The sequence below is a fragment of the Streptococcus nasisuis genome, assembly GCF_040836615.1.
Taxonomy (GTDB): Bacteria; Bacillota; Bacilli; order Lactobacillales; family Streptococcaceae; genus Streptococcus; species Streptococcus suis_V.
In genome coordinates this window covers 2,237,806-2,262,012 of the sequence record NZ_CP162268.1, presented here as the reverse complement: position 1 = coordinate 2,262,012, position 24,207 = coordinate 2,237,806, and the positions used below count along the sequence as shown (strand labels likewise).

Here is a 24,207-nt window from a genome sequence, read left to right as displayed (position 1 = left end):
TACTCTATGTTAAAAAGGAGATAGGATTCATCATGTTTGAGAAGATTTTGATTGCCAATCGTGGTGAGATTGCGGTGCGGATTATTCGTGCGGCCAGAGAGTTGGGGATTGCGACGGTGGCTGTCTATTCAGAGGCGGACAAGGAAGCTCTCCATACCATGTTGGCAGATGAGGCTGTCTGTATCGGCCCGGCCCGTTCGACAGACTCCTATCTCAATATGCAGGCGGTCATCTCGGCGGCTGTTGTGACAGGTGCCCAGGCTATTCACCCAGGTTTTGGTTTTTTGAGTGAAAACTCTAAGTTCGCTACCCTCTGTGAAGAGGTCGGTATCAAATTTATCGGGCCTTCTGGAGCGGTCATGGATACAATGGGCGATAAAATCAATGCTCGGGCAGAGATGATGAAGGCTCAAGTGCCTGTTATTCCAGGATCAGACGGTGAAGTCTTAACAAGCCAAGAAGCCCTTGAAATCGCTGAGAAGATTGGCTACCCCGTCATGCTCAAGGCATCGGCAGGTGGTGGCGGTAAGGGGATTCGTAAGGTGGAAAAAGCCGAAGACCTAGTGCCTGCCTTTGAATCAGCTTCCAGCGAAGCCAAGGCAGCTTTTGGCAACGGAGCCATGTATATGGAACGTGTTGTCTATCCAGCCCGGCATATCGAGGTACAGATTTTAGCGGACCAGCATGGTCATGTCATCCATCTGGGAGAACGGGATTGTTCCCTTCAACGCAATAACCAAAAAGTTTTAGAAGAAGCTCCGTCTATTGCTATCGGTAAGACCATGCGGGAACGTATCGGTCAAGCAGCAGTGCGGGCTGCCCAGTCAGTCGGCTATGAAAATGCAGGAACCATTGAGTTCCTTTTGGACGAAGCCAAGGGCGAATTCTACTTCATGGAAATGAACACACGGGTGCAGGTGGAACATCCTGTTACCGAATTTGTCACTGGTGTGGATATTGTCAAGGAGCAGATCAAGATTGCGGCTGGGCAGGAACTCAGTGTCCGCCAAGAAGATGTGAAGATTACTGGTCATGCTATTGAATGCCGCATCAATGCTGAAAATCCAGCCTTCAACTTCGCCCCAAGTCCAGGTAAGATTTCCAATCTCTACCTACCAAGCGGAGGGGTCGGTCTGCGTGTAGATTCAGCTGTTTACCCAGGCTACACCATTCCGCCATACTATGATTCGATGATAGCCAAGGTCATCGTGCACGGGGAAAATCGTTTTGAAGCCCTGATGAAGATGCAGCGGGCTCTCTATGAATTAGAAATTGAAGGAGTGGTAACCAATACGGACTTCCAGCTGGACTTGATTTCCGACAAGCGAGTGGTGGCTGGTGATTACGACACTGCCTACCTGATGGAAGAATTTTTACCCCGCTATCAGGAAGAATTAAGAAAGTAAACTAGGAGAATGCTATGGCTTTGTTTCGCAAAAAGGACAAATATATCCGCATCAATCCCAATCGTTCGCGGATAGAGTCGGCACCTCAAGCAAAGCCAGAGGTGCCAGATGAACTCTTTTCCAAATGTCCTGCTTGTAAGGTCATCCTTTACAAAAATGATTTGGGATTAGAGAAAACCTGTCAGCACTGTTCCTATAATTTTCGGATTACAGCTCAGGAACGCCTGGCTTTGACAGTCGATGACAGTTCGTTTGAGGAATTGTTTACAGGGATTAAAACCAAAAATCCCTTGGACTTCCCCAATTATTTAGAGAAATTAGCAGCTATCCGTCAAAAAACGGGCTTGGATGAAGCTGTTTTGACAGGCAAGGCAACCATCGGCGGTCAGCCAGCTGCCATTGGCATCATGGATTCGCACTTTATCATGGCCTCTATGGGAACGGTAGTTGGTGAGAAAATCACCCGCCTCTTTGAGTTGGCGATTCAAGAGCGTTTGCCAGTTGTCCTCTTTACTGCTTCTGGAGGTGCTCGCATGCAGGAAGGTATTATGAGCCTGATGCAAATGGCCAAGATTTCAGCGGCAGTGAAACGCCATTCCAATGCTGGTCTCTTTTACCTGACGGTCTTGACGGACCCCACAACAGGAGGTGTGACAGCTAGTTTTGCTATGGAAGGAGATATTATCCTAGCTGAACCGCAGACCTTGGTTGGTTTTGCAGGACGACGGGTTATTGAGTCAACCGTTCGGGAAAATCTGCCTGACGATTTCCAGAAGGCTGAATTTTTACAGGAACACGGCTTTGTCGATGCTATTGTCAAACGCCAAGACCTGCCAGCGACCATTAGTCGCTTGCTGAGAATGCATGGAGGTGTCAGATGACCAGTGATGTAGCACGTATGATCCGTTTGGCACGTGACCAGGCTCGCCTGACGACCTTGGACTATGCCAATCAACTCTTTGATGACTTTATGGAATTGCATGGTGATCGGAATTTCCGCGATGACGGAGCGGTTGTCGGTGGTATCGGCTTTTTAGCAGGTCAGCCTGTGACAGTTATCGGTATCCAAAAAGGCAAGAACCTCCAGGACAATCTCAAGCGTAACTTCGGTCAACCCCACCCAGAAGGCTACCGAAAGGCCCTTCGCCTTATGAAGCAGGCTGAAAAGTTTGGTCGCCCCGTTGTCACCTTCATCAATACTGCTGGAGCCTATCCCGGTGTCGGTGCCGAGGAGCGAGGACAGGGTGAGGCCATTGCCCGTAACCTTATGGAGATGAGTGACCTCAAGGTACCCATTATCGCTATTATCATCGGCGAGGGAGGATCTGGTGGAGCTCTGGCTCTAGCAGTTGCAGACCAGGTCTGGATGCTGGAAAACTCCATGTACGCCGTCCTCAGTCCCGAAGGGTTCGCCTCTATCCTCTGGAAAGACGGCAGTCGGGCCATGGAAGCGGCAGAACTCATGAAGATCACTTCTTATGAGTTGGAGAAGCTCCAAGTGGTCGATCGGGTGGTTTTGGAAAATGGCAGAGCGACCAAGGAAGTTTTGGCTGACATCAAGGAAAACTTGGTCAGCCAGTTGGCTCAACTACAAGCCTTGCCACTTGAACAACTACTCGAAAACCGCTATCAACGCTTTAGAAAATACTAGGAAGACCTAGTATTTTTTTGCTAGATTTGATACAATGGATAAAATAAGGCTCTTTGTCAACTGTAGTGGGTAGATGAAAAGCTAACACCTAGAGAGGACGAACTTCGTTCTCTCTTTCTTTATGTTCAAAGCAATCAAAATGCGTTTTTTAAAGTTCTCAAAGTTCCTGAAACCAAAGGCATTTCTTTTAATGACTTTGATGAGATTATTGGTAGCTTCCAGTTTGGCGTTGGAATAAGGCAATTCTAGGGCATTCAAAACCTTGTCTTTATCCTTTAGAAATGTCTTAAATACCGTCTGGAAAATAGGATTAACAGTGGTTATTTCTTGTTCAATTAGGTCAAAGAAATGGTCTGAGTTCTTCTCTTGGAAATGGAATAAGAGAAGCTGATAGAGTTCATAGTGCTGTCGTAGTTCCTCAGAGAAAGACAAGAGTTTTTCCAGGATTTCCTTGTTAGTCAAATGCATTCGAAACATAGGGCGATAAAATCGTTTATCATTGATTTTACGGCTATCTTGTTGTATCAATTTCCAGTAGCGTTTCAAAGCACGGTATTCCTGCGATTTTCTGTCGAATTGATTCATGATTTGAATACGGACACGGTTCATAGCACGGCTAAGGTGTTGAACAATATGAAAGCGGTCGAGTACAATTTTTGCATTCGGAAAAAGCTGTTTAGCAAGTTGATAATAGGGACTAAACATATCCATGGTAATCACTTTGACTCGATTTCTAACCTTTCTAGGATAGCGTAGAAAGTGGTTTCGGATGGTTGCTTGAGTTCTTCCGTCGAGAATGGTGATGACATTTAGGGAGTCGAAATCTTGAGCGATGAAGCTCATTTTCCCCTTCTTGAAGGCATACTCGTCCCAACTCATCACCTCAGGTAGGGTATTCCAATCCGTTTCAAACTTGAACTCATTGAGCTTTCTCATAACTGATGATGTTGAGATAGCTAGCCTGTGTGCAATATGTGTCATTGCTTGATTTTCGATGAGTAACTGGGCGATCTTCTGACTAACAGCGACAGATATTTGATGGTTTTTCTTAACAAGAGGAGTTTCAGCGACAGCCATTTTCCCACATTCTTTACACTTGAAACGACGCTTTTTAAGGCGGATAAGGAGTGGGTAACCAGCAGTTTCTAGGTAAGGGATTTTTGATGCTTTCTGGTAGTCGTACTTAGCCATTTGTCCCTTGCATTCTGGACATTTAGGAGCCATGTAATCCAAGTAACCGTGGAGTTCTAAGTGAGTTCCCATATCATATTCATCAGTGATAGTAATATTTTTGTCTTTAATTCTGAGAAAATTAGTGATAAGATTTAGTTGTTCCATATGAGTCTTTCTAAAATGATAGTTTGAGCACTTTTCATTATAGGTCATATGGGACTTTTTGTATATACTCAAAAAGGCTCCATAATTTCCATGGTGGTTTTACCCACTACAGAAATTATAGAGCCTAAAATAATTTCAGGAGGTTTTCCATGTTATAGCACAATGAAACAAAAACAGTACATTTGTGGTATAATGTACTTATGGCATATTCATTAGATTTTCGTAAAAAAGTTCTCGCATACTGTCAGAAAACCGGCAGTATTACTGAAGCATCTGTTGTTTTCGATATTTCACGCAACACCATCTATCAATGGCTAAAATTAATGGAGACTACTGGCGAGCTTCATCACCAAGTTAAGGGAACCAAACCAAGAAAAGTTGATAGAGAAAAATTAAAGAACTATCTTGAAGCTCATCCAGATGCTTTTTTGACTGAAATAGCTTCTGAATTTGGCTGTCATCCAACAGCTATTCATTACGCTCTCAAAGCTATGGGATATACTCGAAAAAAAGAGCTGTACCTACTATGAACAAGACCCTGAGAAAGTAAATCAGTTCCTTAAAGAATTTAATAACTTAAGTCACTTGACACCTGTTTATATTGACGAGACAGGGTTTGAGACATATTTTCATCGAGAATATGGTCGATCTTTGAAAGGTCAGTTGATCACAGGTCAGGTCTCTGGAAGAAGATTCCAGCGGCTATCTTTAGTCGCAGGTCTTATAAACGGTGAGATTATAGCCCCAATGACCTACAGAGAAACCATGACGAGTGACTTTTTCGAAGCTTGGTTTAAAACATTCTTACTACCCACTTTAGATAGACCATCTGTTATCATTATGGACAATGCAAGGTTTCATCGGATGAGTAAGCTAAAAGAGTTATGCAAGGAGCAGGGTCATAGACTTTTACCACTTCCTCCTTACTCACCTGAGTATAATCCCATTGAGAAAACATGGGCTCAAATGAAAAAACACCTCAGAAAAGTATTGCCAAATTGTGATACTTTTCTTGAGGCACTTTTGTCCTGCTCTTGTTTCAATTGACTATAGTAAAGGCAGATATATCAAACGCAGAAGAATTGCTGCCCGTTCAGCACCGATCCTTTGTAGCTCTCTATGAAACCTATCAGGACCAGTACAACCCTGCCATTGAAACTATGGACTATTTCCAATCACGCTTTGCACGACCAAATTGCACCTACTACAAGATTGTTGAGGAAGGGCACGCAGTCAGTTTAGTGCGAACAACGGTCGCTGAAGATGCAGACCGGGGCTGGGTAGGATTGATTGGCATTGATCCAGACTACAGAGGAAAAGGCTATGGTCATAAGGCTATGCTAGAATTAGAAAGTCTTTATCCGACAGTTAACCGTTGGCTACTCTGTACCGTTTTGCAGGAGCCTAGATTGGTCGCTTTCTATGAAAAACTTGGCTATAAGGCCATCAAAACAGAGCCTGAGCAGGAAGGCATGGATATGGTCTATTTGGAGAAAAGGTTAGGAGATTCAGATGCTTGAACAGTGTCGCAGATACCTGGATTATCAAGGGGTTCATTATTGCAAGCCTGAAAAAGCAGGAGCTTTGGCAGGCGATATGATAGCCTTAAGAAATGTAGCACAGGCAGCACGCAAGGAGTTTCAGACATTAAGTTTAGTCTTAGCTGAGCACGTCAGTCCCTTTGTGCCTGAGAGGGTCAGTCAATGGATGAATCAAGCCCAAATTTGCAGACCACATTTTTGGACCTATTACCGTTTGCCCTCTGCCAGTCTAACGGACTCAGCTCTAGCTATTCGCCTGTATGGTAAGGGAGTTGAGGCAGGGATTTCAGTAGAAGTCAGTTTTATTGAGCGAAAGAAAGTGGAGACCTCTCTGCTTCAGCAAAATCGCGTTCTGAACTGCTCGATTGCGGCACCGCTTTATTATTGGGTGCAAGAGGGACAGGTATTTTATCGCCTGGATGGAACGGAGGAGAATAGACAGAGCCTATTACAAGCCGTTGAAGCAGGACGGATTCGTAAAGTATTGGTCAAGTATGATGTACCGTTTAGAACCGTTGCCTCCGAGGAGGAACTGCTGGAACGCTTGATTCAGGGTTTTTCTCTACTAGAACCCTACTTGAAGATGACACACCCCGCTGGATAATCAGTGGGGTGATGGCAACAAACATCGTAAGGGTATTTGTTTTTTTAGTGTATATTGACAAATTCATTGAATTTTTGTAAAATTGCATTACAACAACAGAACAGATTGATTGACATTGCGTGAAATCCTATAATAGATTGAAGGCACTCTATATGATGGAGCAGAAGAGGAGAAGAGTATGGAGAAACTGGGTCAAGGTTTGGAATGGATTGGTCGGAAGATTTGGGTTTTGCTGCGAGTTTTTATATTTTTGGTATTTTGTGTGATTCCAGATATGATTTTGGAAGAGTCCAAGTCACAAACTGCCTTGGTAATGGCTGGACTGGTGACACTGGGTCTTCTGGTCTTCTTCTGGTGGCGGGCTGAGAAAAATAATCTACCTATCTGGGACAAAAACGTTCTTTCTTGGGACGGTCTGGCAATAGTCATACTAGCCTTTGCTACCATGCAACTGACAGACATGCTTGTTTTCTATTTGTTGGAATTGCAGGGGGCTACGACGACAGCTAACGACGCCTTCATTATCGAATCTTTGAAGGGAGTTCCTTTTGGGCTGGCACTCTTGACAACAGCATTTTTGCCAGCAATTGCAGAAGAGGTTATATTGCGGGGTTATTTCTTTAAGAAATTGTTTGGGTCGCAAGCAGTTGTTGGAATCATTGTTTCAAGCTTGCTTTTCGGAGCCCTTCATGGACCGACCGATCTTGCCTCTTGGCTGATTTATGGGGGAGGTGGCCTCATCTTTTGTATCCTCTATCATAAGACAGGCTACTTGATTTATCCTATTGCTGTTCATTTTATCAACAATGCTTGGTCGGTAGTGGCACTCTACTATTTTCAATAAGCAACAGAAAAGACGATTCCAAGTGGAGTCGTCTTTTGCAATGACCAGTACAAGCCTTGTCACGATAGAGATAGGAATGTCAACAAAGTCCTGACAGTGACCGCATAATTAAATCAACATCTTGGTTTTCCAACTCACGAATGATATGAAGATAGGTTTTCTGGGTCGTTGTTATGCTTGCATGACCAAGTCGTCTAGCAACACTTGCGATAGAGACTTCGGCAAATAATAAAATAGATGCATGGGTGTGTCGCAGGGCGTGAATGGTGACGACAGGAAGATTTGCACTTAGGCAACGCTTTTCAAGAATGGCATTGATGGTAGAGTTGTAAATCCGCTCTTTCTTCACGAAAAGTAGGTCATCGGGTTAGGCGTGCTGCAATAAGTTGGCGAATTGGGTACTGGTTTGCCAGTCGAGTTGGATTTTTCGAATTGAAGATTTATTTTTTGTAGGTAAAAATCCGCCGTCTCCTTTATAATTCCATGTTTTATCAATGGTCAATAGCTGTCGGTGAAAATCAAAATCTTGAGTAGTGAGAGCAAGGGTTTGGAAAAATCAGATACTAGCTTCTCTGTTTACGATCCAACCATGGGTTCAGGATCTTTGCTGTTAACGGTGCGTAATCAACTACCTCAGGGCCAGCATATCAAATTCTATGGTCAAGAAATGAACACAACTACTTATAACCTGGCACGGATGAACCTGATGATGCATCAAGTTGGCTACAGCAATATGATTTTGAATAATGCTGATACCTTAGAAAGTGACTGGCCGGACGGGGTCGATGAAATTGGAATCGATCAGCCACGTAGTTTTGATGCAGTCGTCGCAAACCCACCCTACTCTGCTAAATGGGACAATCGTGAGTCCAAATTGAAGGATCCACGGTTTATGGAATACGGTAAGCTAGCACCAGCCTCTAAAGCGGACTTTGCCTTTATCTTGCATAGTCTTTATCATCTGAATAATACAGGGACCATGGCCATTGTTTTACCACACGGAGTGCTCTTTAGGGGAGCAGCAGAAGGTCATATTCGCAAACTGATTATTGAGAAAAATTACCTGGATGCAGTTATTGGCTTGCCAGCTAACCTGTTTTATGGCACAGGCATTCCAACGACTATCCTTGTCTTCAAAAAAAATCGTCAGACCAAGGATGTCCTCTTTATCGATGCGAGCAAGGAGTTCGAAAAAGGGAAGAACCAGAATCACCTTTCCGATGATATGGTAGAAAAAATTGTAGAGACCTATCATAATCGTCAGTCTGTTGACAAATATGCTCATTTGGCTTCAATAGAAGAAATTATAGAAAATGATTACAATCTAAATATTCCTCGCTATGTCGATACCTTTGAGGAAGAGGAAGAGATTGATCTTGGGCAAGTAACGCAGCAACTAGAACAAGATAGACTAGAGATTCGGGCTCTAGAAGATAAGATTCGTCAACAATTAAAGACTTTGGGAGTGGATTTTTAGATAAACGAAAAGAGCGAGTAGGGTCACTACTTGCTTTTTGAATATTCATAATTGCAATATAAATATAAAATTTGCTTCAACCTGTTGATAGTTTCTATGGTTGTTCCGAATATAAAAAAACGCATAAAATCAAGTTTTTACCACATGATTTTATGCGTTTCTGATTTTGAAGTCTATATCCAACCACTGTTTATTGGCTTTAATTAACTTCGGATTTATCAGGTAATAGCAAAGCCAAAATAACATAAGCAATAAAGAAGGGAAAATTTGTGACAATCGCCAAGAAAACAACAGCCCAGCGAACGTTTTCTAATTTCCAACCATAGTTTTCATATAGGTCAAAATAATCATAAAGCCCAGCAATGACACCAGCAAATTCCTTGCGGCTCTTATCTTTATACAATTTCTTTTTCATACTCTTGTCCTCCAGATGCTAAGGTTTGATAACTTCTACTCCACCCATGTATGGACGGAGAACTTCTGGAATAGTCACTGAACCGTCTTCATTTTGGTAGTTTTCAAGGATAGCCGCAACAGTACGACCAACTGCTAGGCCAGAACCGTTGAGGGTGTGGAGCAATTTGACTTTACCGTCAGCAGCATCGCGGTAGCGGATTTGGGCACGGCGAGCTTGGAAATCTTCAGTGTTTGAACAGCTTGAGATTTCACAGTAGGCATTTTGGGCAGGAATCCAAACTTCCAAGTCATAGGTCTTAGCGGCAGAGAAGCCCATGTCCCCTGTACAGAGAGCCAAAACGCGGTAAGGCAAGCCTAATTTTTGAAGGATATTTTCTGCGTTTGCTGTCATTTTTTCCAATTCATCATAAGATTGCTCTGGTGAGGCAAATTTGACCATTTCAACCTTGTGGAATTGGTGGAGGCGGATAAGACCACGGGTATCACGACCAGCAGAACCTGCTTCGGAACGGAAAGATGGACTCATGGCTGTGAAGTAGATTGGCAAGTCTTTTTCTTCCAAAATCTCGTTGCGGTAGTAGTTGGTTAATGGCACTTCCGCAGTTGGGATGAGGACGAAGTTGGTATCAGCCAACTCAAAAGTATCTTCCTTGAATTTCGGATATTGTCCAGTACCAAACATAGAGTCATGGTTGACCATGTAAGGTGTGATGATTTCCTGGTAGCCTTCTGCGATATGCTCGTCCAGCATGAAGTTGTAGAGGGCACGTTCTAAGCGAGCACCTAAGTTCTTATAGAAGAGGAAGCGTGCACCAGTTACTTTTGCGCCACGTTCCCAGTCCAGAATATCTAGGTCTTCGCCCAAATCCCAGTGAGCTTTTGGCTCGAAAGTGAACTCACGAGGTATTCCCCAACGGCGAACCTCCACGTTTTCTTCTTCATCTGCACCAACAGGGACAGAATCGTGCGGCGTATTTGGAAGAACTGTAAGAATGGCATTTAGTTTTTCATCAATTTCTAAGAGTTCAGCATCCAAGTTTTTTACATCGGTAGACAGTTTTTGCATGGCAGCAATCTTGTCGTCAGCATTTTCCTTGTTGCGTTTTGCTTGGGCAATCTCTGCTGAAACCGTATTGCGCTCAGCCTTGAGCTCCTCAACCGTCACCAAAATCTGACGACGTTTTGCATCCAATTCCTTGATTTCCTCAAGACTGTCAGCAGCCACACCACGTGTCGCCAATTTGGCAGCCACTCCGTCAAAATCAGTACGAATACGTTTGATATCTAGCATAGATGTCTCCTTTAGAATAAAAAACACAGAATGAGAGATGCTGGAGCGATATTTACCGCGGTTCCATCCAGCTTCACATTCTGTGCACTTGATTGTATGTTGATAATTTCATAACGGTAGAATTTCACAACTTTTTCCTATCTGCTCACAGCGACCGCAGACTTTCTGGAAGGAGCCAGATGCTACTTATCCGTTGCTACTATTATACTTGAATTTTTATTTTTTGGCAAATAGATTAGAAATTTTTCTTCCAATTGTTTGAATGAGGGTTGGTAATTTGACGACTTTCTCATTACCGATATGCTCACGAGCAATTTTCAAAATAGCCCCTGAATCCTTGGAAGCAAAGAGAAACTTACCTTTGTTAGTATAGACTTCAAAGTGGCGACTGATTTTTTTACCCGAGACATTGGCTCCGATGGAATCAATCGTTTCCCAGGGAATTTGGACATAGTTTTCAACGTTATTGTCAGCGTAAAATTCCAAAGCATTGTCGCCCAGTAGGAATTTTCCAACCGTGCTACCAGCAAGACTGAGATAGGAAACGCCTGTTGTAGATAATTCTACGCTTGTATTGAGAGAGTGTGCCATAGATACCTCATTTCTTGCTTTATTATACCATATTTCCAGTCAGATTGGAGGACTAGAAAACCCCGCAAGAGCGGGGTCATTTTCAAGAGAATTACATAATTCCAAAGACACGAGCAAGGATACCAAAGGCAAACAAACCAACGATGATGGTGATTGGAGAAACTTTTTTCTTCAGCAACCACATACATAGGAAGGTAAGGAGCAAGCTCATGAATCCTGGAATCAGGCCGTCCAAGTTTTGTTGGAAGGTTGTAACCTTAGTAGGTGTTTGTGACAAACCTTGACCTACTAATTCAAAGGCTTTTTGAATACCTTCGTAGCCTTCTGGGAGTTTGTCCCACTCGATGTAAGCACCTTCTGAAAGAGGAACTTCAGAAACGTTGAAGTTGAATCCGATGGATACCCAGCGTTGTGCAAGGACCGCTAGGATGAACATACCGAGGATAGAAGCACCTTTGGTAATGTCTTGGAGGATACCACCAGACATATCTTTGGTGATTTCTTTACCAGACTTGTAACCAAATTCTTGTGTGTACCATAGGAAGCCCATACGGATAGCGTTCCATAGTCCGAAGAAGAGGATTGGACCAAGGATGTTGCCTGAAACGGCCAGTGATGCACCAAGGGCACCAAGAATCGGACGAACAGTAAACCAGAAGACTGGGTCACCGATACCGGCAAGAGGTCCCATCATACCAATTTTCACACCTTGGATAGCAGCGTCATCGATGTCAGCACCGTTAGCACGCTCTTCTTCAAGGGCAAGGGTTACCCCAACGATTGGTGCGGCAACGTATGGGTGCGTGTTGAAGAATTCCATATGGCGTTTGAGGGCCGCAATTTGGTCTTCTTTTTTAGTGTAGAGTTTTTTGATAGCTGGGACCATGGTATAAGCCCAACCCAAGTTTTGCATCCGTTCAAAGTTCCAAGAAGCTTGAAGGAAGGTTGAACGCCAGCAGATTGCCTTGCGATCTTTTACTGAAAGTTGAATTTTCTCTGTCATGATTGTCGTCTTCCTTTCTTCTTAATAATCTTCTAGTATGTCGCCGATTGGATCATTGGATCCACCACCGCCATTTCCACCTTTTTTAGAAAGGTTAAGGTAGATGAAGGCGATTGCGACACCAATGGTACCAAGTGCAATCAGTGTCAATTCGCTGACAGCAGCAAGGGCAAAACCGATTGCGAAGAATGGCCATACTTCGCGGGTAGCCATCATGTTGATAACCATAGCGAAACCTACGGCAACAACCATGCCACCACCGACGTTCATACCGCCTACCAACCAAGCTGGCATTGCTTCAAGAGCAGAGCGAACAGCTTCTGTAGGGATGGCAAGAAGGGCAGCAGCAGGAATAGCGATACGCAAACCTTGAAGTGAGAGAGCAATCAAGTGATAGCGTTCAAGAGCAGCAAAGTTTCCTTTGGCAGCCGCAGCGTCTGCACCGTGTACAAGGGCAACAGAAGCGGTACGAACCAGCATGGTCAAGAAGAGACCAGCAACGGCAAGCGGAATCGCAAGACCTTGAGCAACGGCAATAGCATCTGTTGAGAAATCGCCACCCTTAATCAAGATAATAGCAGCCGCTACAGAAGCAAGAGCCGCATCGGGAGCGATAGCTGCACCGATGTTTGACCAACCCAGTGCGACAAGTTGGAGAGTACCACCAAGCATAACACCAGCAGTCAAGTTACCAGTCACAAGACCGATCAGGGTACAAGCAACGATTGGTTGATGGAATTGGAATTGGTCCAAGACCCCTTCCATACCTGCAAGGAAGGCTACTACGATAACCAAAATTGCAGAGATAATTGTAATTTCTGTCATGAGGATAATCCTTTCATATTTTATCTATCACACATAGAGAATCTATTTGATGTCGACTTTTTTAATCAACTCAAACAAGTCTTTCTTAGAATCATTTGGAACTTTACGTACGTCGAATGCAACACCCAAGTCACGCAAACGTTCGAATGTTGCAACATCGTCCTTGTCCATTGACAATACGTTATTGACCATGGTTTTCCCTGTTGAGTGAGCCATAGAACCGACGTTGAGTTCCTTGATTTCCACACCACCTTCGATAGCTTCAAGAGCTTCTTGTGGTGTTTCAAAGAGAATCAAGGCATGTGTGTTACCGAAGCGAGGATCTTTTGCAGCCTCAATCAATTTCTTGATTGGTACAACGTTGGCCTTGACATTACCTGGTGCAGCTTGCTTGATCAATTGTTTGCGAAGGTCATCTTGTGCAACAGTGTCAGACGCAACGATAATACGGTCTGCTTTGGAAGCAGGTGTCCATGCAGTAGCAACTTGTCCATGCAAGAGACGGGTATCGATACGGGCCAGGTTGATTTTCAACTTGCCGTCACCGATAACTGTACCTGGTGGGATAGCACCTTGAGGAGCAGCAGGAGCGGGAGTGGTAAGAGGTGCAGCTTCAGCAGGTTGCAATTCCTCAGGAAGGACTTTCACGCCATCCTTGGCTTCCTTGATGATATTTGCGGCAACTTCTTCAACACCTGCACCAGCGTTAATCAAACGCTCTGTGTAGGCTTGAATCAGCATTGGCAAATTGAGACCGGTGATGATGGCTACTTTGCGCTCTGGATGTTCCCCAGCTAAGCGGCTAGCTTGGTTAAATGGCGAACCACTCCAAAGGTCAGCCAGCACCAAGATTTCATCATCTGCGTCGAACGCGTCAAGGGCGTTATTGAGCTTGGCATAGAGATCATCTGGACCTTCACTTGGCATAAAAGTAACAACTTGTACTTTTTCTTGTTCGCCAAAGATCATGGAGCCAGACTGATGGATGCCAGCTGCAAATTCGCCATGACTTGCAATAATGATTCCAATACTCATTATTGTACCCCCTAAAATTTTTCTTGTTCTATGGTAGCGATTGGAAAAGGCTTTCATAGAAATAACTTACTTATTATAAATCGCTTTCATTGCTTTGTCAAGTAATCTTGTGATAATTTTTGCGATCTTTCTGAAAAGTTACACATTATTTCTTGTATATTATAATGATATAAAATTGATAAAACTTGCTTCATACAAGGAATAAAAGAAAAAGGATTAGAAATATAAACTTTTCAAACCTTTTTATCCTTATAAAAATAATTTTTCCAATTCTCTGGCAACACCGTCTTCAAAATTAGCGAATTCGGTCAATCGATCGGCATGGGGGCGTAGTGTGTCGCTGGCATTTTTCATGGCGTAGGCCGTTCCGGCCAAGTCCAGCATCTCTATGTCATTGTGTTCATCACCAAAGGCAACCAAATCTCTTGGACTGGCCTGCATCTGGTCGAGCAGATAGGTTAGGGCAGTGGCCTTGTTTACTCCCTTGGCACAGGTTTCTAGGATATTGAGCGGACCGCCCCAGGTATTGATTTCTAGTTCGTTATGGAAGTGGGCCTTCATTTCCTTGGCCAGTTGATATTTGTCAGCTGCCCTAGTCTGCATGAGGATAGAGTGGGGGTCGCTGGTAATCAACTCTGGCCTAATCAGGGTTTCAGGGGTGATTTGCTCAACTCCCATTAAAGCTGGGTCAATCTTGTCCAGATGATCCTGGGTAATAAAGAATTTATTCTTGTATTCGCCTGCGATGAAGTCCGCCTCAAAGGTAGACTCTTCCTTTAAAAATTCCAATAGGTATTTTTTATCAATCAGAATATTCTTTTCCCAAGCCCATTTTTTCTCCGGAATATGGATGAGGGAACCATTGAAGTTAATCATGGGTGTATCCAGCTTGAGCTGATGGTAAAATTGGTCAGCCATACGGTAAGGGCGACCTGTTGCGATGATGACGATATGGCCAGCTTGGCGTACTTTTTGGATGGTCGCAATGGTGTAGTCAGATAGCTGACTTTCCTTGTTTAAGAGCGTTCCATCCAAGTCCAGAGCGATGATTTTTTTGGTCATACCGGCCACTTCCTTCTAGCATAAAATAGGTACTGTTCAGTATAACAGAATCAGGAACTATTTGCAAAAATACTTATCTTTTAGATGAGACAGGATTATACCGCTTAGAATGTTCGTTATTTGCGAATGAATAACTGTAATTTTACAAAAAATAACGCTTTCAACATTAAAATTCTTGAATTGTGAATATTTTTTGTTTATAATTCAAGTATCGTTCGTAAATAAAAAGGAGAGAAACGAAAAAATGGATAAATTTTTCAAACTTAAAGATCATGGGACGACTGTTTCAACTGAAATCATGGCAGGTCTTACGACATTCTTCGCTATGTCTTATATCTTGTTTGTGAACCCTAGCATCCTCAGTGTTGCAGGTATGCCTTCTCAGGCAGTTTTCTTGGCAACCATTATCGCTAGTGCGGTGTCAACTTTGGTTATGGGTCTCTTTGCTAATGTACCTTATGCCTTGGCGCCAGGTATGGGTCTCAATGCCTTCTTTACTTAGTACTGTTGTTATTGGACTTGGTTTCACCTGGCAGGAAGCTTTGGCAATGGTATTCCTTTGCGGACTCTTCAACGTCTTTATCACAGTGACCAAGGTTCGTAAGAGCATCATCAAGGCTATTCCAATTAGCTTACAACATGCTATCGGTGGTGGTATCGGGGTTTTCGTAGCCTACCTTGGCTTCAAAAATTCAAACCTGATTACCTTCCTGACGTCAGCTTCGGATATCATCACAGTTAATGGTGTTGCTCCTGCTGATGCGACAGCTGAAACCTTCTCAAACGGGGTCTTCTCCGTGTTTGCAGGTGGTGGCGTTGTTCCAGCCATCTCAACCTTTACAGATCCAAGCGTTCTATTGACTGTTTTTGGTCTTCTCTTGACTGCTGTCTTGGTCATTAAAAATGTTCGCGGTGCGATTTTGATTGGTATCATTGCTACGACTCTTGCGGGGATTCCAGCTGGTGTGGTTGATATTTCTGCTATTGATTTTGCCAACAATAATATTGGTTCTGCCTTTGCTGAGCTTGGAACAACCTTTTTAGCAGCCTTTGATGGCATGGCTTCACTCTTTGCGGACTCTAGCCGTTTGCCACTAGTATTGATGACCATTTTTGCTTTTAGCTTGTCAGATACTTTTGATACCTTGGGAACCTTCATCGGTACTGGCCGTAAGACAGGCATCTTCTCTGAGGAAGATGAAAAGGCGCTTGAAAATAGTACAGGCTTTAACTCTAAAATGGACCGTGCTCTCTTTGCAGATGCTATCGGTACGTCAATTGGTGCGATTTTTGGTACATCAAATACGACAACTTACGTGGAGTCTGCGGCTGGTATTTCTGCAGGCGGACGTACTGGTTTGACAGCTGTGACAACTGCAGTTCTCTTACTATTATCTATCCTCATTTTGCCATTCGTTGGTATCGTGCCAGCAGCGGCAACTTCACCAGCTTTGATTATCGTCGGTGTGATGATGGTATCCAGCTTCCTTGATGTGGATTGGCAAAAATTTGAAGATGCGCTTCCTGCTTTCTTCGCTGCATTCTTCATGGCCCTTTGCTTCTCTATCTCTTACGGTATTGCGGCAGCCTTTATCTTCTATTGCTTGGTAAAAGTTTCGACTGGTAAGGCAAATGAGATTCACCCAATCCTCTGGGGTTCAACAGCACTCTTTATCTTGAACTTCATTATCCTAGCGATTATCTAAAGCAACTTTGAAACTGGGGAGACCCAGTTTTTTTGTTGGGTAGGACCATGACAAACTAGGGAAGCTATGCTATAATGCTAGATATGTATAGTCAAAATGAACAAGAATTACAAGCTATTGGAAGAAAACTAGGAGAATTGCTTAGGGCAGGGGATGTCCTTGTTTTATCAGGTCAGCTAGGTGCTGGGAAAACGACCTTGACCAAGGGAATTGCTCTGGGACTGAATATTGAGCAAATGATAAAAAGCCCAACCTATACCATTGTAAGAGAGTATGAGGGTCGTCTGCCACTCTATCATTTAGATGTCTATCGGATTGGTGATGATCCGGATTCCATTGACCTTGATGATTTTTTGTATGGCGATGGGGTGACCGTGATTGAATGGGGAGAGTTGTTAGATGCCGATCTCTTGGACGATGTCTTGACAGTTCGTATTGCCATCGAAAAGGACGGTCGGAGGTTGGAGTTTAATGCGTCAGGACCGCGTAGTGCCCAATTGAAAGAGTTGTTAGATGATTGTTGAGAAGGAAATTTATTTTCAGGAAGCAGAACCAGCTGATGCCCAATCCTTTATTGACTTTATGAACCAGGTCGCAGGCGAAACCGATTTTCTTGTCATGGATGAGACGGGGTTTAGGCTTGGTGTCCAAGATATCGAAGATATTTTTACGGCTTGCATAGAAAATCCTCGGGAGCTGCAGTTACTGGCCAAGTTAGACGATGAAGTCATCGGAGTAGTGTCGGTCAAGTCCTCCAGTCAGTTTCGTATTAGTCATATCGGAACTATTTTTATTGCGGTTAAAAAAGCCTACTGGGGACAGGGACTGGGTTCCATCTTGCTGGAGGAAGTGATTCATTGGGCTGAGGAAATGGATTTGCTCAAGCGTTTAGAATTGACGGTTCAGGTCCGCAACCAAAGAGCAGTGGCTTTGTATGAAAAATTGGGCTTCAAGATTGAAGGGACTCTGGCAAGGGGAGCTAGAACAGATGAGGGAGATTGGCTAGATTTGTATTCTATGGCCAAGTTAATAGGTGAATAATGAAAATAGGAACTAAAATTTTATTGATGTTCTTGTCCATTCTAGTATTGACAATCGGGGCAGGAGCAATCTATACCGCGACTTTTTTGAATTACTCAACCGGGGAGATTGCAAAGACTTTTCGCTCTATCGGTAACCGAGAAGATGAAGGGATTATCGAGGCTACTGAGCCCTTGACTATTCTTTTGATGGGGGTGGATACCGACCAGGCAACTCGGGGTCTGGACTGGGAAGGAGGGCGGAGTGACTCCATGATTTTGGTGACGGTCAATCCTCTAACTAAAAAAACAACCATGATGAGCTTGACACGTGACATCATGGTAGAGATAGCCAATAAGAATGGTCGTTCTAGTGATAAGATTGAGAAATTGAATCACTCCTATGCCTATGGTCAGGCGGCCATGTCCATTGCGACCATTGAGAAGATGATGGATATTACCATCAATCGCTATGTCGAAATCAATATGGATGGCCTGGTGGAGCTGGTTGATGCCATTGGTGGTATCAAGGTCAACAATACCTTGGGCTTCCCGATTACTATCGATGAGTATGAACCTGCCTACACAGCTGTCGTTCCACCTGGGGAGCAATTGGTCAATGGAGACCAGGCCTTGGTCTATGCCCGGATGCGTTACGATGATCCGGAGGGAGATATTGGTCGGCAGAAGCGGCAGCGTGAGGTTATCCAGGCCCTGGTGACTAAGCTCTTGCAATTGGATGGATTTACGCAGTATAAAAAGATTTTGAAAGCTGTCTCTAAGCACATGCGGACGGATTTTGTGATTTCAAATTCAACCATTCCTAGTCTTCTGGGCTATAAGGATGCTCTGAACCAGGTTGAATCCTACCAATTGGGTGGTGAAGGTCACACAATTGACGAGTTGTCCTACCAGATTCCGACGGCGGCCCATGTTTTGGAAATGCAAAATGTCCTCAAGGAATCCTTGGGCTTGCCAAAAGTTTCTAAAATCAAGACCAACATCAAGGTTTTGGAATATCTCTTTGAACAATCCAGTCCAATCGAGGTCATCAATGCCTATACTAATGATATCGAAGTTGAAGCCAACGGTGAAATCTACGAACCGGAAACAGCGCCAACCTACGATAATGACTATAGCCAAACAGAGACCTCTAAGTCAAGAGATTCGGAGTCCAGTCAGGTTGAAACCTCTTCTAGCTCAGCAGAAGATGGCCAGTGATAGACAATCTCGAGTTTGTACATAGAAAGAAGCCTAGGCAAAAAGTCTAGGCTTCTTTCTTTAGTTCATGTCAACATATCAGCGCAGTGGTTGATTGGCTTTCACAGTGTAGGGAACTGTGAAAGGTTGGAAATAAGGGTTGCGTAGCAAGTCTCATTTCGTTCGCGTCCTAGGCTCTGAACCAGTCCACCACTAATGATGCGAACAAGTTCGCTTTATTTCCAACTTCCAACAGTCTCTCCCCAGACTGTTTTTTGATACGAACAGAGTTCGCTCAATTTCCAACCTCCAAAGTTTCCCCGAACCTTTGAAGCTATGCGGGGTGGAGTTAAAGGCTCCTGTGGAGGTTTTAATCCCGAGCCAAGAAATAGGAATGCTAGACGGTCTGGGGATAGACCGTTTTAGGTCAACAACAAGAAATAGAGACTTGTTGTTGAACTCTTCTTAGCTTTGACGAGTTCATTCCCGCTCCCAATGTTGTGAATCTTCTGTTTTATATTTATCAGTAAATTTTTGGATTTCAGTCAGGTTGCCTGCGATACTCTGCTGGTAAACCTTTAGTTGGTACTGTAAATCCTTGCTGAGCTCCTGGACAGGCGCCTTGAATGAATTGAGCAGGGCTAGCTGGTCTGTTATTTTCTGCTTATCTGCCTGGATACGTTGGACCAGTTCTTTGGTTTCTTTAGCCTCTGCAGCGATTTCCTTGCGGTGTTTTACAGCCTGGTAGGCCAAATGAGCAGCTCCGACGGCTAGCAGTAGGTGGCGAAGTTTCATGATTATTCTCCTATGTAGAGGTCTTGGGCTAGTTGGGCTAGGGCTGGGAAATCAGGTTCATTTGTTGCAAATCGGATATCCAGGCCATCTTGTCCCTCAAATCGAGGCAGTAGATGGATATGGGTATGAAAGACCGTTTGACCAGCAACTTCCTCATTATTATTGACAATATTGAGTCCGCTTGCTCCCAGTTTGTCTTTCAAGTGGCTAGCGATAGCTGGAATGGCTGAAAATAGTTGGATGGCTGTTTCCTGGTCCAAGTCCAAGACATTACGAAAATGTTTTTTAGGGATGACCAAGGTATGGCCTTTAGTTACCTGGGTAATGTCCAAAAAGGCAAGAATATGTTGGTCTTCATAGACCTTGGAAGAAGGGATTTCTCCTGAGACAATTTTACAAAAAATACAATCTGACATAATGCAACCTCTTTCTAGGATTTTTGGTATAATAATTATATCAAATAATAGGACGAAATGTATGTTAGAAGTAAAAAATATAACAGGTGGCTACGCCAATATTCCTGTTTTACATGATGTAGATTTTAAGGTGAAGGATGGGGAGCTAGTCGGCTTGATTGGCTTGAATGGTGCCGGGAAATCGACTACTATTAAAGAAATCATCGGTCTCCTAAGCCCTTACAAAGGAGAAATTCTAATTGATGGGCAGGGCATCAACGAAGACATGGCTACCTATCGAAAAAAAATTGGTTTTATACCTGAAACGCCTAGTCTCTATGAGGAACTGACCCTGAAAGAGCATATCGAGTTAGTGATGATGGCCTATGATTTGGAAGCTGAATCTGCCTGGGCGCGTGTTCAAGAACTATTGGCTATTTTTAGGCTGGAAGACCGTTTGGACTGGTTCCCTGTGAATTTTTCAAAAGGCATGAAACAAAAGGTCATGATTATTTGCGCCCTTATGGTTGAACCGAGTTTGCTGATTGTCGATGAACCTTTCTTGGGTCTGGATCCGATTGCGATTGCGGATTTAATTAACTTGCTTAATCAAGCAAAGGCTCAGGGAAGCTCCATTTTGATGTCCACCCATGTTCTCGATTCCGCTGAAAAAATGTGTGATCGGTTCGTTATCCTACATAAGGGTCGGGTCAAGGCTACGGGCAATCTGACTGACCTACGCCAGGAATTTGCCATGCAGGATGCTAGCCTTAACGAGATTTATCTTAGTTTGACCCAAGAAGGAGGGCAGGGATGAAGGCGCTCTTTGGTCAACGAAAAAATCTATTTTTAAGGCAGTGTGCAACCTATCTTCGTTATGTACTGAATGACCACTTTGTTTTGGTTGTTTTGGTACTTTTTGGCTTTCTGGCGTTACAGTATCGGCAGTTGCTAGAAAACCTGCCCAGTCAGTCCTGGTTGCTGTACGTTATTTTGGCCCTGGTCAGCTTGCTGCTATTCTTGGCAGGCAATGTTGCCACCTACGTAGAGGAGGCTGATAAGATATTCCTGCTATCAAAAGAAGCTGAAATGCCTGAAATCTTCTTTGCTGCCAATCGCAGGGCCTTTTTGGTATGGGCTAGCCTCCAACTTGTTGGTCAATTGATTCTACTCCCGCTCTACCTCAAATTAAAACTTCCTATTCTACTTTTTATTTCATTGATGTTCATGCTAACCATTGCCAAATATTTCTATTTTCGATGGAAACTCCTGACCTTTATGGACGAAGAAAGGGTGGACTGGGAACAGGCTCTTCAATATGAGAGCAAGAGAAAAACGTCGATATTGAAATTTTTCTCCCTCTTTACCAATGTTAAGGGGCTGACTAGCTTTGTCAAACGTCGTTCCTATTTGGATGGGCTACTGGGGCATATTAAAAAAGAAACTGGCTTTACCTGGGACTATCTTTTCATGAGGGCCTTTTTGCGCAGTGGGGACTACCTTTCACTGGCTCTTAGACTGGTAATCTTATCCATTGTATTTTTTGTTACGGTGAGGGAATCCTGGCTCTCAGTAGGATTAGCCAGTTTATTTCATTATTTGCTCTTGTTCCAATTGCTCCCGCTCTATCACGCCTATGATTATCAACTGATGGCCGAGCTTTTGCCAGTCGGTCCAGACAAACGACTGATTAGCTTTAAACGAGTCCTGCGACAGATTTTGTATCTTTCCTTGATTTTGCAGTCTGTGCTAGGCCTATTGCTGCTGGAGGAAAAGCAGTATTTGCTGGTCTTTATTGGAATCGGAATTCTTTTAAATCAGCTCTACCTGGATAGTAAAGCGAAAAAATTGATTGACTAAATGGCCTAAAACTAGTAAAATGGTAAGGAATTTTTAAAGGAGGAATGGCATGCAGATTGATACCAGCGGGCTACAGTTGCAGTCTATTGCAGGAAACAGCGGAAAAGCATACAAAGGCTTGCGACCAGATGGTACGCCTGTTTTTGTCAAGTATGAAATGCCACCGATTGTCAATGCTCTGGCTCGGGAACAAATCACTCCGCCCATCTTAAGTAGCGATAGGGATTTGGGTGTGGGAGACCGAGCTGTTCAGGAATGGTTGAATGGTCGGACTCTTAATCGTCACGATATGTCTGGGAAACAGGTCCAGCAAATTTTGGTCAGAATGCACTTTTCACGCATTCTGCTCAATCAGGCTCTCCAATTAAGTTATACCTATTTGGAGCCGGCGGAGTTGGTGAAGAAGTGGCAAAAAGAAGCGCCCAAGCAATTAGCTGGTAATTCCTACCTGCAATCTATCTGCAGAGAATTGTTGCAGACCACACCGCGTTTCAGACAGGATTTGGCAACCTTTGTCCATGGGGATCTCCACCATAAAAACTGGGTGGAGACGACAAGTGGACTGATTTATTTGACGGACTGGGAAACAGCCTGTGTGACCGATCGGATGTTAGATGTCGCCTTTATATTGACCCATTACATTCCTAGACAGGAATGGGAAGAGTGGCTCAAGGGCTATGGCTACAAGTACAACAGTACAGTTATCAGTAAGATTTATTGGTATGGCCAACTAGGCTTCCTTAACCAAATTTCTAAACAACTTGAAAGCAACAATACCGAGGCGGCGAATCTAGAAATCTATGCCCTGCGGTTATTTAGACAGAATTTTTATAAGTATCAATGAGAGTAAGAAATCGTAAAGGTGCTAGTGAGCTCCTAGCCAATAATCCCCAGTATGTTATCTCCAATCCGGAAGAGTGCAAGGGGAAGTGGGCTGAAATTTTTGGAAACAGCAACCCTATCCACATTGAAGTTGGTTCAGGGAAAGGGCGTTTCGTAACAGGCATGGCCGCTCAAAATCCGGATATCAACTATATTGGGATTGACATTCAGATGACGGTCTTGAGCTACGCCTTGGACCGTGTTATTGAGGCTGGTTTGCCCAATATTAAATTGCTTCAGGTAGATGGATCTAGTTTGACTAACTATTTTGCACCAGCAGAAATTGACCAATTGTATCTGAATTTCTCAGATCCATGGCCTAAAAAACGTCATGAAAAACGTCGCTTGACCTACAAGTCCTTCTTAGATACCTATAAGGAAATACTGCCTGAAAAGGGAGAGATTCATTTTAAAACGGACAATCGTGGTTTATTTGAATATAGCTTGGCCAGCTTTTCTCAATATGGCATGACACTCAAACAGGTCTGGTTGGACCTCCATGCGGATGGTTTAGAAGGCAATGTCATGACCGAGTATGAAGAGAAATTCTCGAACAAAGGACAAGTTATCTACCGCGTAGAGGCACAGTTTTAAACAATCAAAGAGGAGGCAGTTCGTACAGGCTGCCTTTTCGCATCGTTTTTCTTGCTATTTTCTCTGGCATGTGCTAGAATGATAGGAGTAAATAAGAAGTAAAGGGGGTTGGCGCAAGTCAACCCTTTACCTGTACCTTAATATAACGAAGGAGGTGTCTATGTCATCGATTGTTGATTTGGTCACAGAGGCGATTGCTCCCACCATCCAGCCCCCTTATGAGCTGGTTGATGTGGAATATGGCAAGATGGGTGGAGAGTATGTCCTGTCCATTTTTGTGGATAAGGAGGGTGGCATTTCCCTGCAAGATACGGCAGACTTATCAGAGGTCATCAGCCCGCTCCTGGATGGGATTAAACCAGACCCATTTCCAGACCAATACATGTTGGAAGTGACTAGTCCTGGTTTGGAGCGTCCTTTGAAAACGGCGGCAGCTGTTGAGCAGGCGGTTGGAAAATACATCAATGTCAAGCTCTATCAGGCTATTGACAAGGTAAAAGTTTTTGAGGGGACCCTCTTGTCTTTTAATGGGACTGATTTGGTTCTAGAATACATGGACAAGACCCGTAAAAAAGAAGTAACCATTCCTTATCAGACTGTTGCCAAAGCCCGTTTGGCTGTTAAGATTTAATAGATTGATTTTTTAAGAAAGGACCTTTTGAAGTCAAAAG

Annotated in this window: 25 protein-coding genes and 3 pseudogenes; 17 read left to right on the top strand and 11 right to left on the bottom strand. The window is 43.7% G+C overall.

What is annotated here, in order from left to right; all coding sequences use genetic code 11:
• Window positions 1-32 precede the first annotated feature (32 nt).
• Genes AB1F57_RS11470 through AB1F57_RS11460 form a run of 3 tightly spaced genes read left to right on the top strand, consistent with a single transcriptional unit; the run spans window position 33 to window position 3,057 of the window.
• A complete protein-coding gene (locus AB1F57_RS11470) occupies window positions 33-1,406 on the top strand; it encodes an acetyl-CoA carboxylase biotin carboxylase subunit (RefSeq protein ID WP_170238704.1) in 1,374 nt (457 codons plus the stop codon).
• Between the two features lie 14 nt (window positions 1,407-1,420).
• The gene (accD, locus tag AB1F57_RS11465; protein WP_367985766.1) at window positions 1,421-2,287 is read left to right on the top strand and encodes an acetyl-CoA carboxylase, carboxyltransferase subunit beta; all 867 of its coding nucleotides are present in this window, start codon (window positions 1,421-1,423) and stop codon (window positions 2,285-2,287) included.
• Window positions 2,284-3,057, top strand: coding sequence for an acetyl-CoA carboxylase carboxyl transferase subunit alpha (locus AB1F57_RS11460; RefSeq protein WP_367985765.1), 774 nt, complete (start codon window positions 2,284-2,286; stop codon window positions 3,055-3,057). The genes accD and AB1F57_RS11460 overlap by 4 nt, the downstream gene beginning before the upstream one ends.
• 81 nt (window positions 3,058-3,138) lie before the next feature.
• Here AB1F57_RS11460 and AB1F57_RS11455 read toward each other — a convergent pair whose 3' ends face one another.
• Window positions 3,139-4,395, bottom strand: coding sequence for an ISL3 family transposase (locus AB1F57_RS11455; RefSeq protein WP_174853283.1), 1,257 nt, complete (start codon window positions 4,393-4,395; stop codon window positions 3,139-3,141).
• A 200-nt stretch (window positions 4,396-4,595) separates the two neighbouring features.
• Here AB1F57_RS11455 and AB1F57_RS11450 point away from each other — a divergent pair.
• The 4 genes from AB1F57_RS11450 to AB1F57_RS11435 all read left to right on the top strand — a co-directional run bounded on the left by AB1F57_RS11450 (window position 4,596) and on the right by AB1F57_RS11435 (window position 7,384).
• Window positions 4,596-5,442 (top strand): IS630 family transposase gene (locus tag AB1F57_RS11450; RefSeq protein ID WP_367985596.1). Its coding sequence is split into 2 segments (ribosomal slippage): window positions 4,596-4,903 and window positions 4,902-5,442, totalling 849 coding nucleotides; the frame shifts between segments, so codons are not numbered across the junction.
• Complete coding sequence (locus tag AB1F57_RS11445; RefSeq protein ID WP_367985764.1) at window positions 5,439-5,915, top strand: GNAT family N-acetyltransferase; 477 nt, start codon at window positions 5,439-5,441, stop codon at window positions 5,913-5,915. The genes AB1F57_RS11450 and AB1F57_RS11445 overlap by 4 nt, the downstream gene beginning before the upstream one ends.
• On the top strand, window positions 5,908-6,540 hold the full coding sequence (locus AB1F57_RS11440; protein ID WP_170238701.1) for a hypothetical protein: 633 nt from the start codon (window positions 5,908-5,910) through the stop codon (window positions 6,538-6,540). Before AB1F57_RS11445 ends, AB1F57_RS11440 begins: the two co-directional genes overlap by 8 nt.
• A 178-nt stretch (window positions 6,541-6,718) precedes the next feature.
• Window positions 6,719-7,384 (top strand): lysostaphin resistance A-like protein, encoded by a 666-nt coding sequence (locus tag AB1F57_RS11435; protein ID WP_367985763.1) that lies wholly within the window; start codon window positions 6,719-6,721, stop codon window positions 7,382-7,384.
• Window positions 7,385-7,463: 79 nt separating this feature from the next.
• Here AB1F57_RS11435 and AB1F57_RS11430 read toward each other — a convergent pair.
• Window positions 7,464-7,928: pseudogene (locus AB1F57_RS11430) on the bottom strand (site-specific integrase); the annotation flags it as partial.
• On the opposite strand from AB1F57_RS11430, the pseudogene AB1F57_RS11425 reads away from it, so the two are divergent.
• A pseudogene (locus AB1F57_RS11425) lies at window positions 7,929-8,861 on the top strand (type I restriction-modification system subunit M); the annotation flags it as partial. It abuts the pseudogene before it with no gap.
• A gap of 199 nt (window positions 8,862-9,060) precedes the next feature.
• On the opposite strand, the gene AB1F57_RS11420 reads toward AB1F57_RS11425, so the two are convergent.
• From AB1F57_RS11420 to AB1F57_RS11390, 7 genes are all read right to left on the bottom strand, one after another.
• A complete protein-coding gene (locus AB1F57_RS11420) occupies window positions 9,061-9,276 on the bottom strand; it encodes a PspC domain-containing protein (RefSeq protein ID WP_170238700.1) in 216 nt (71 codons plus the stop codon).
• Between the two features lie 18 nt (window positions 9,277-9,294).
• Window positions 9,295-10,569, bottom strand: coding sequence for a serine--tRNA ligase (serS, locus tag AB1F57_RS11415; protein WP_367985762.1), 1,275 nt, complete (start codon window positions 10,567-10,569; stop codon window positions 9,295-9,297).
• 216 nt (window positions 10,570-10,785) lie between these two features.
• Window positions 10,786-11,160, bottom strand: a complete 375-nt coding sequence (locus AB1F57_RS11410) for a DUF956 family protein (protein ID WP_105137625.1) — start codon at window positions 11,158-11,160, stop codon at window positions 10,786-10,788.
• A 91-nt stretch (window positions 11,161-11,251) separates the two neighbouring features.
• Window positions 11,252-12,163: a PTS system mannose/fructose/sorbose family transporter subunit IID gene (locus AB1F57_RS11405; protein ID WP_105137624.1), complete on the bottom strand. Its 912-nt coding sequence runs from the start codon at window positions 12,161-12,163 to the stop codon at window positions 11,252-11,254.
• 21 nt (window positions 12,164-12,184) lie between these two features.
• Window positions 12,185-12,988 (bottom strand): mannose/fructose/sorbose family PTS transporter subunit IIC, encoded by an 804-nt coding sequence (locus AB1F57_RS11400; RefSeq protein ID WP_105137623.1) that lies wholly within the window; start codon window positions 12,986-12,988, stop codon window positions 12,185-12,187.
• Window positions 12,989-13,030: 42 nt separating this feature from the next.
• Entirely contained in the window at window positions 13,031-14,023 is a 993-nt protein-coding gene (locus AB1F57_RS11395; RefSeq protein ID WP_367985761.1) for a mannose/fructose/sorbose PTS transporter subunit IIA, read from the bottom strand.
• 249 nt (window positions 14,024-14,272) lie between these two features.
• Window positions 14,273-15,085 carry a Cof-type HAD-IIB family hydrolase gene (locus tag AB1F57_RS11390; RefSeq protein ID WP_170238696.1) on the bottom strand — a complete coding sequence of 271 codons (813 nt, stop codon included), beginning with the start codon at window positions 15,083-15,085 and terminating at the stop codon, window positions 14,273-14,275.
• A gap of 244 nt (window positions 15,086-15,329) precedes the next feature.
• Between AB1F57_RS11390 and AB1F57_RS11385 the strand changes: the two are divergent.
• The 4 genes and pseudogenes from AB1F57_RS11385 to AB1F57_RS11370 all read left to right on the top strand — a co-directional run bounded on the left by AB1F57_RS11385 (window position 15,330) and on the right by AB1F57_RS11370 (window position 19,031).
• Window positions 15,330-16,791: pseudogene (locus AB1F57_RS11385) on the top strand (NCS2 family permease).
• Window positions 16,792-16,874: 83 nt separating this feature from the next.
• Window positions 16,875-17,315: a tRNA (adenosine(37)-N6)-threonylcarbamoyltransferase complex ATPase subunit type 1 TsaE gene (gene tsaE, locus AB1F57_RS11380; protein ID WP_105111600.1), complete on the top strand. Its 441-nt coding sequence runs from the start codon at window positions 16,875-16,877 to the stop codon at window positions 17,313-17,315.
• Entirely contained in the window at window positions 17,308-17,832 is a 525-nt protein-coding gene (locus AB1F57_RS11375; RefSeq protein ID WP_105111601.1) for a GNAT family N-acetyltransferase, read from the top strand. The genes tsaE and AB1F57_RS11375 overlap by 8 nt, the downstream gene beginning before the upstream one ends.
• Window positions 17,832-19,031, top strand: a complete 1,200-nt coding sequence (locus tag AB1F57_RS11370) for an LCP family protein (protein WP_170238694.1) — start codon at window positions 17,832-17,834, stop codon at window positions 19,029-19,031. Before AB1F57_RS11375 ends, AB1F57_RS11370 begins: the two co-directional genes overlap by 1 nt.
• 459 nt (window positions 19,032-19,490) lie before the next feature.
• Here AB1F57_RS11370 and AB1F57_RS11365 read toward each other — a convergent pair whose 3' ends face one another.
• Together AB1F57_RS11365 and AB1F57_RS11360 are read right to left on the bottom strand one after the other, a co-directional pair.
• Window positions 19,491-19,805 carry a chemotaxis protein gene (locus AB1F57_RS11365; RefSeq protein ID WP_105111603.1) on the bottom strand — a complete coding sequence of 105 codons (315 nt, stop codon included), beginning with the start codon at window positions 19,803-19,805 and terminating at the stop codon, window positions 19,491-19,493.
• Window positions 19,806-19,807: 2 nt separating this feature from the next.
• Window positions 19,808-20,221: an HIT family protein gene (locus tag AB1F57_RS11360; RefSeq protein ID WP_105137618.1), complete on the bottom strand. Its 414-nt coding sequence runs from the start codon at window positions 20,219-20,221 to the stop codon at window positions 19,808-19,810.
• A 61-nt stretch (window positions 20,222-20,282) separates the two neighbouring features.
• Between AB1F57_RS11360 and AB1F57_RS11355 the strand changes: the two genes are divergently transcribed.
• The 5 genes from AB1F57_RS11355 (at window position 20,283) to rimP (ending at window position 24,167) form a co-directional block, all read left to right on the top strand.
• A complete protein-coding gene (locus AB1F57_RS11355) occupies window positions 20,283-21,017 on the top strand; it encodes an ABC transporter ATP-binding protein (RefSeq protein ID WP_105137617.1) in 735 nt (244 codons plus the stop codon).
• A complete protein-coding gene (locus AB1F57_RS11350; RefSeq protein ID WP_105137616.1) occupies window positions 21,014-22,060 on the top strand; it encodes an ABC transporter permease in 1,047 nt (348 codons plus the stop codon). The genes AB1F57_RS11355 and AB1F57_RS11350 overlap by 4 nt, the downstream gene beginning before the upstream one ends.
• 49 nt (window positions 22,061-22,109) lie before the next feature.
• Complete coding sequence (locus AB1F57_RS11345; RefSeq protein WP_105111607.1) at window positions 22,110-22,904, top strand: phosphotransferase family protein; 795 nt, start codon at window positions 22,110-22,112, stop codon at window positions 22,902-22,904.
• Window positions 22,901-23,536: a tRNA (guanosine(46)-N7)-methyltransferase TrmB gene (gene trmB, locus AB1F57_RS11340; RefSeq protein WP_105137615.1), complete on the top strand. Its 636-nt coding sequence runs from the start codon at window positions 22,901-22,903 to the stop codon at window positions 23,534-23,536. The genes AB1F57_RS11345 and trmB overlap by 4 nt, the downstream gene beginning before the upstream one ends.
• A 160-nt stretch (window positions 23,537-23,696) precedes the next feature.
• Window positions 23,697-24,167 (top strand): ribosome maturation factor RimP, encoded by a 471-nt coding sequence (gene rimP / locus AB1F57_RS11335; RefSeq protein WP_367985760.1) that lies wholly within the window; start codon window positions 23,697-23,699, stop codon window positions 24,165-24,167.
• Window positions 24,168-24,207 lie beyond the last annotated feature (40 nt).

Coding starts and splice junctions, on each gene's coding strand:
- AB1F57_RS11470 (WP_170238704.1), top strand. CDS start 33: ATGTTTGAGAAGATTTTGATTGCCAATCGTGGTGAGATTGCGGTGCGG.
- accD (WP_367985766.1), top strand. CDS start 1,421: ATGGCTTTGTTTCGCAAAAAGGACAAATATATCCGCATCAATCCCAAT.
- AB1F57_RS11460 (WP_367985765.1), top strand. CDS start 2,284: ATGACCAGTGATGTAGCACGTATGATCCGTTTGGCACGTGACCAGGCT.
- AB1F57_RS11455 (WP_174853283.1), bottom strand. CDS start 4,395: ATGGAACAACTAAATCTTATCACTAATTTTCTCAGAATTAAAGACAAA.
- AB1F57_RS11440 (WP_170238701.1), top strand. CDS start 5,908: ATGCTTGAACAGTGTCGCAGATACCTGGATTATCAAGGGGTTCATTAT.
- AB1F57_RS11435 (WP_367985763.1), top strand. CDS start 6,719: ATGGAGAAACTGGGTCAAGGTTTGGAATGGATTGGTCGGAAGATTTGG.
- AB1F57_RS11420 (WP_170238700.1), bottom strand. CDS start 9,276: ATGAAAAAGAAATTGTATAAAGATAAGAGCCGCAAGGAATTTGCTGGT.
- serS (WP_367985762.1), bottom strand. CDS start 10,569: ATGCTAGATATCAAACGTATTCGTACTGATTTTGACGGAGTGGCTGCC.
- AB1F57_RS11410 (WP_105137625.1), bottom strand. CDS start 11,160: ATGGCACACTCTCTCAATACAAGCGTAGAATTATCTACAACAGGCGTT.
- AB1F57_RS11405 (WP_105137624.1), bottom strand. CDS start 12,163: ATGACAGAGAAAATTCAACTTTCAGTAAAAGATCGCAAGGCAATCTGC.
- AB1F57_RS11400 (WP_105137623.1), bottom strand. CDS start 12,988: ATGACAGAAATTACAATTATCTCTGCAATTTTGGTTATCGTAGTAGCC.
- AB1F57_RS11395 (WP_367985761.1), bottom strand. CDS start 14,023: ATGAGTATTGGAATCATTATTGCAAGTCATGGCGAATTTGCAGCTGGC.
- AB1F57_RS11390 (WP_170238696.1), bottom strand. CDS start 15,085: ATGACCAAAAAAATCATCGCTCTGGACTTGGATGGAACGCTCTTAAAC.
- tsaE (WP_105111600.1), top strand. CDS start 16,875: ATGTATAGTCAAAATGAACAAGAATTACAAGCTATTGGAAGAAAACTA.
- AB1F57_RS11370 (WP_170238694.1), top strand. CDS start 17,832: ATGAAAATAGGAACTAAAATTTTATTGATGTTCTTGTCCATTCTAGTA.
- AB1F57_RS11365 (WP_105111603.1), bottom strand. CDS start 19,805: ATGAAACTTCGCCACCTACTGCTAGCCGTCGGAGCTGCTCATTTGGCC.
- AB1F57_RS11360 (WP_105137618.1), bottom strand. CDS start 20,221: ATGTCAGATTGTATTTTTTGTAAAATTGTCTCAGGAGAAATCCCTTCT.
- AB1F57_RS11355 (WP_105137617.1), top strand. CDS start 20,283: ATGTTAGAAGTAAAAAATATAACAGGTGGCTACGCCAATATTCCTGTT.
- AB1F57_RS11350 (WP_105137616.1), top strand. CDS start 21,014: ATGAAGGCGCTCTTTGGTCAACGAAAAAATCTATTTTTAAGGCAGTGT.
- AB1F57_RS11345 (WP_105111607.1), top strand. CDS start 22,110: ATGCAGATTGATACCAGCGGGCTACAGTTGCAGTCTATTGCAGGAAAC.
- trmB (WP_105137615.1), top strand. CDS start 22,901: ATGAGAGTAAGAAATCGTAAAGGTGCTAGTGAGCTCCTAGCCAATAAT.
- rimP (WP_367985760.1), top strand. CDS start 23,697: ATGTCATCGATTGTTGATTTGGTCACAGAGGCGATTGCTCCCACCATC.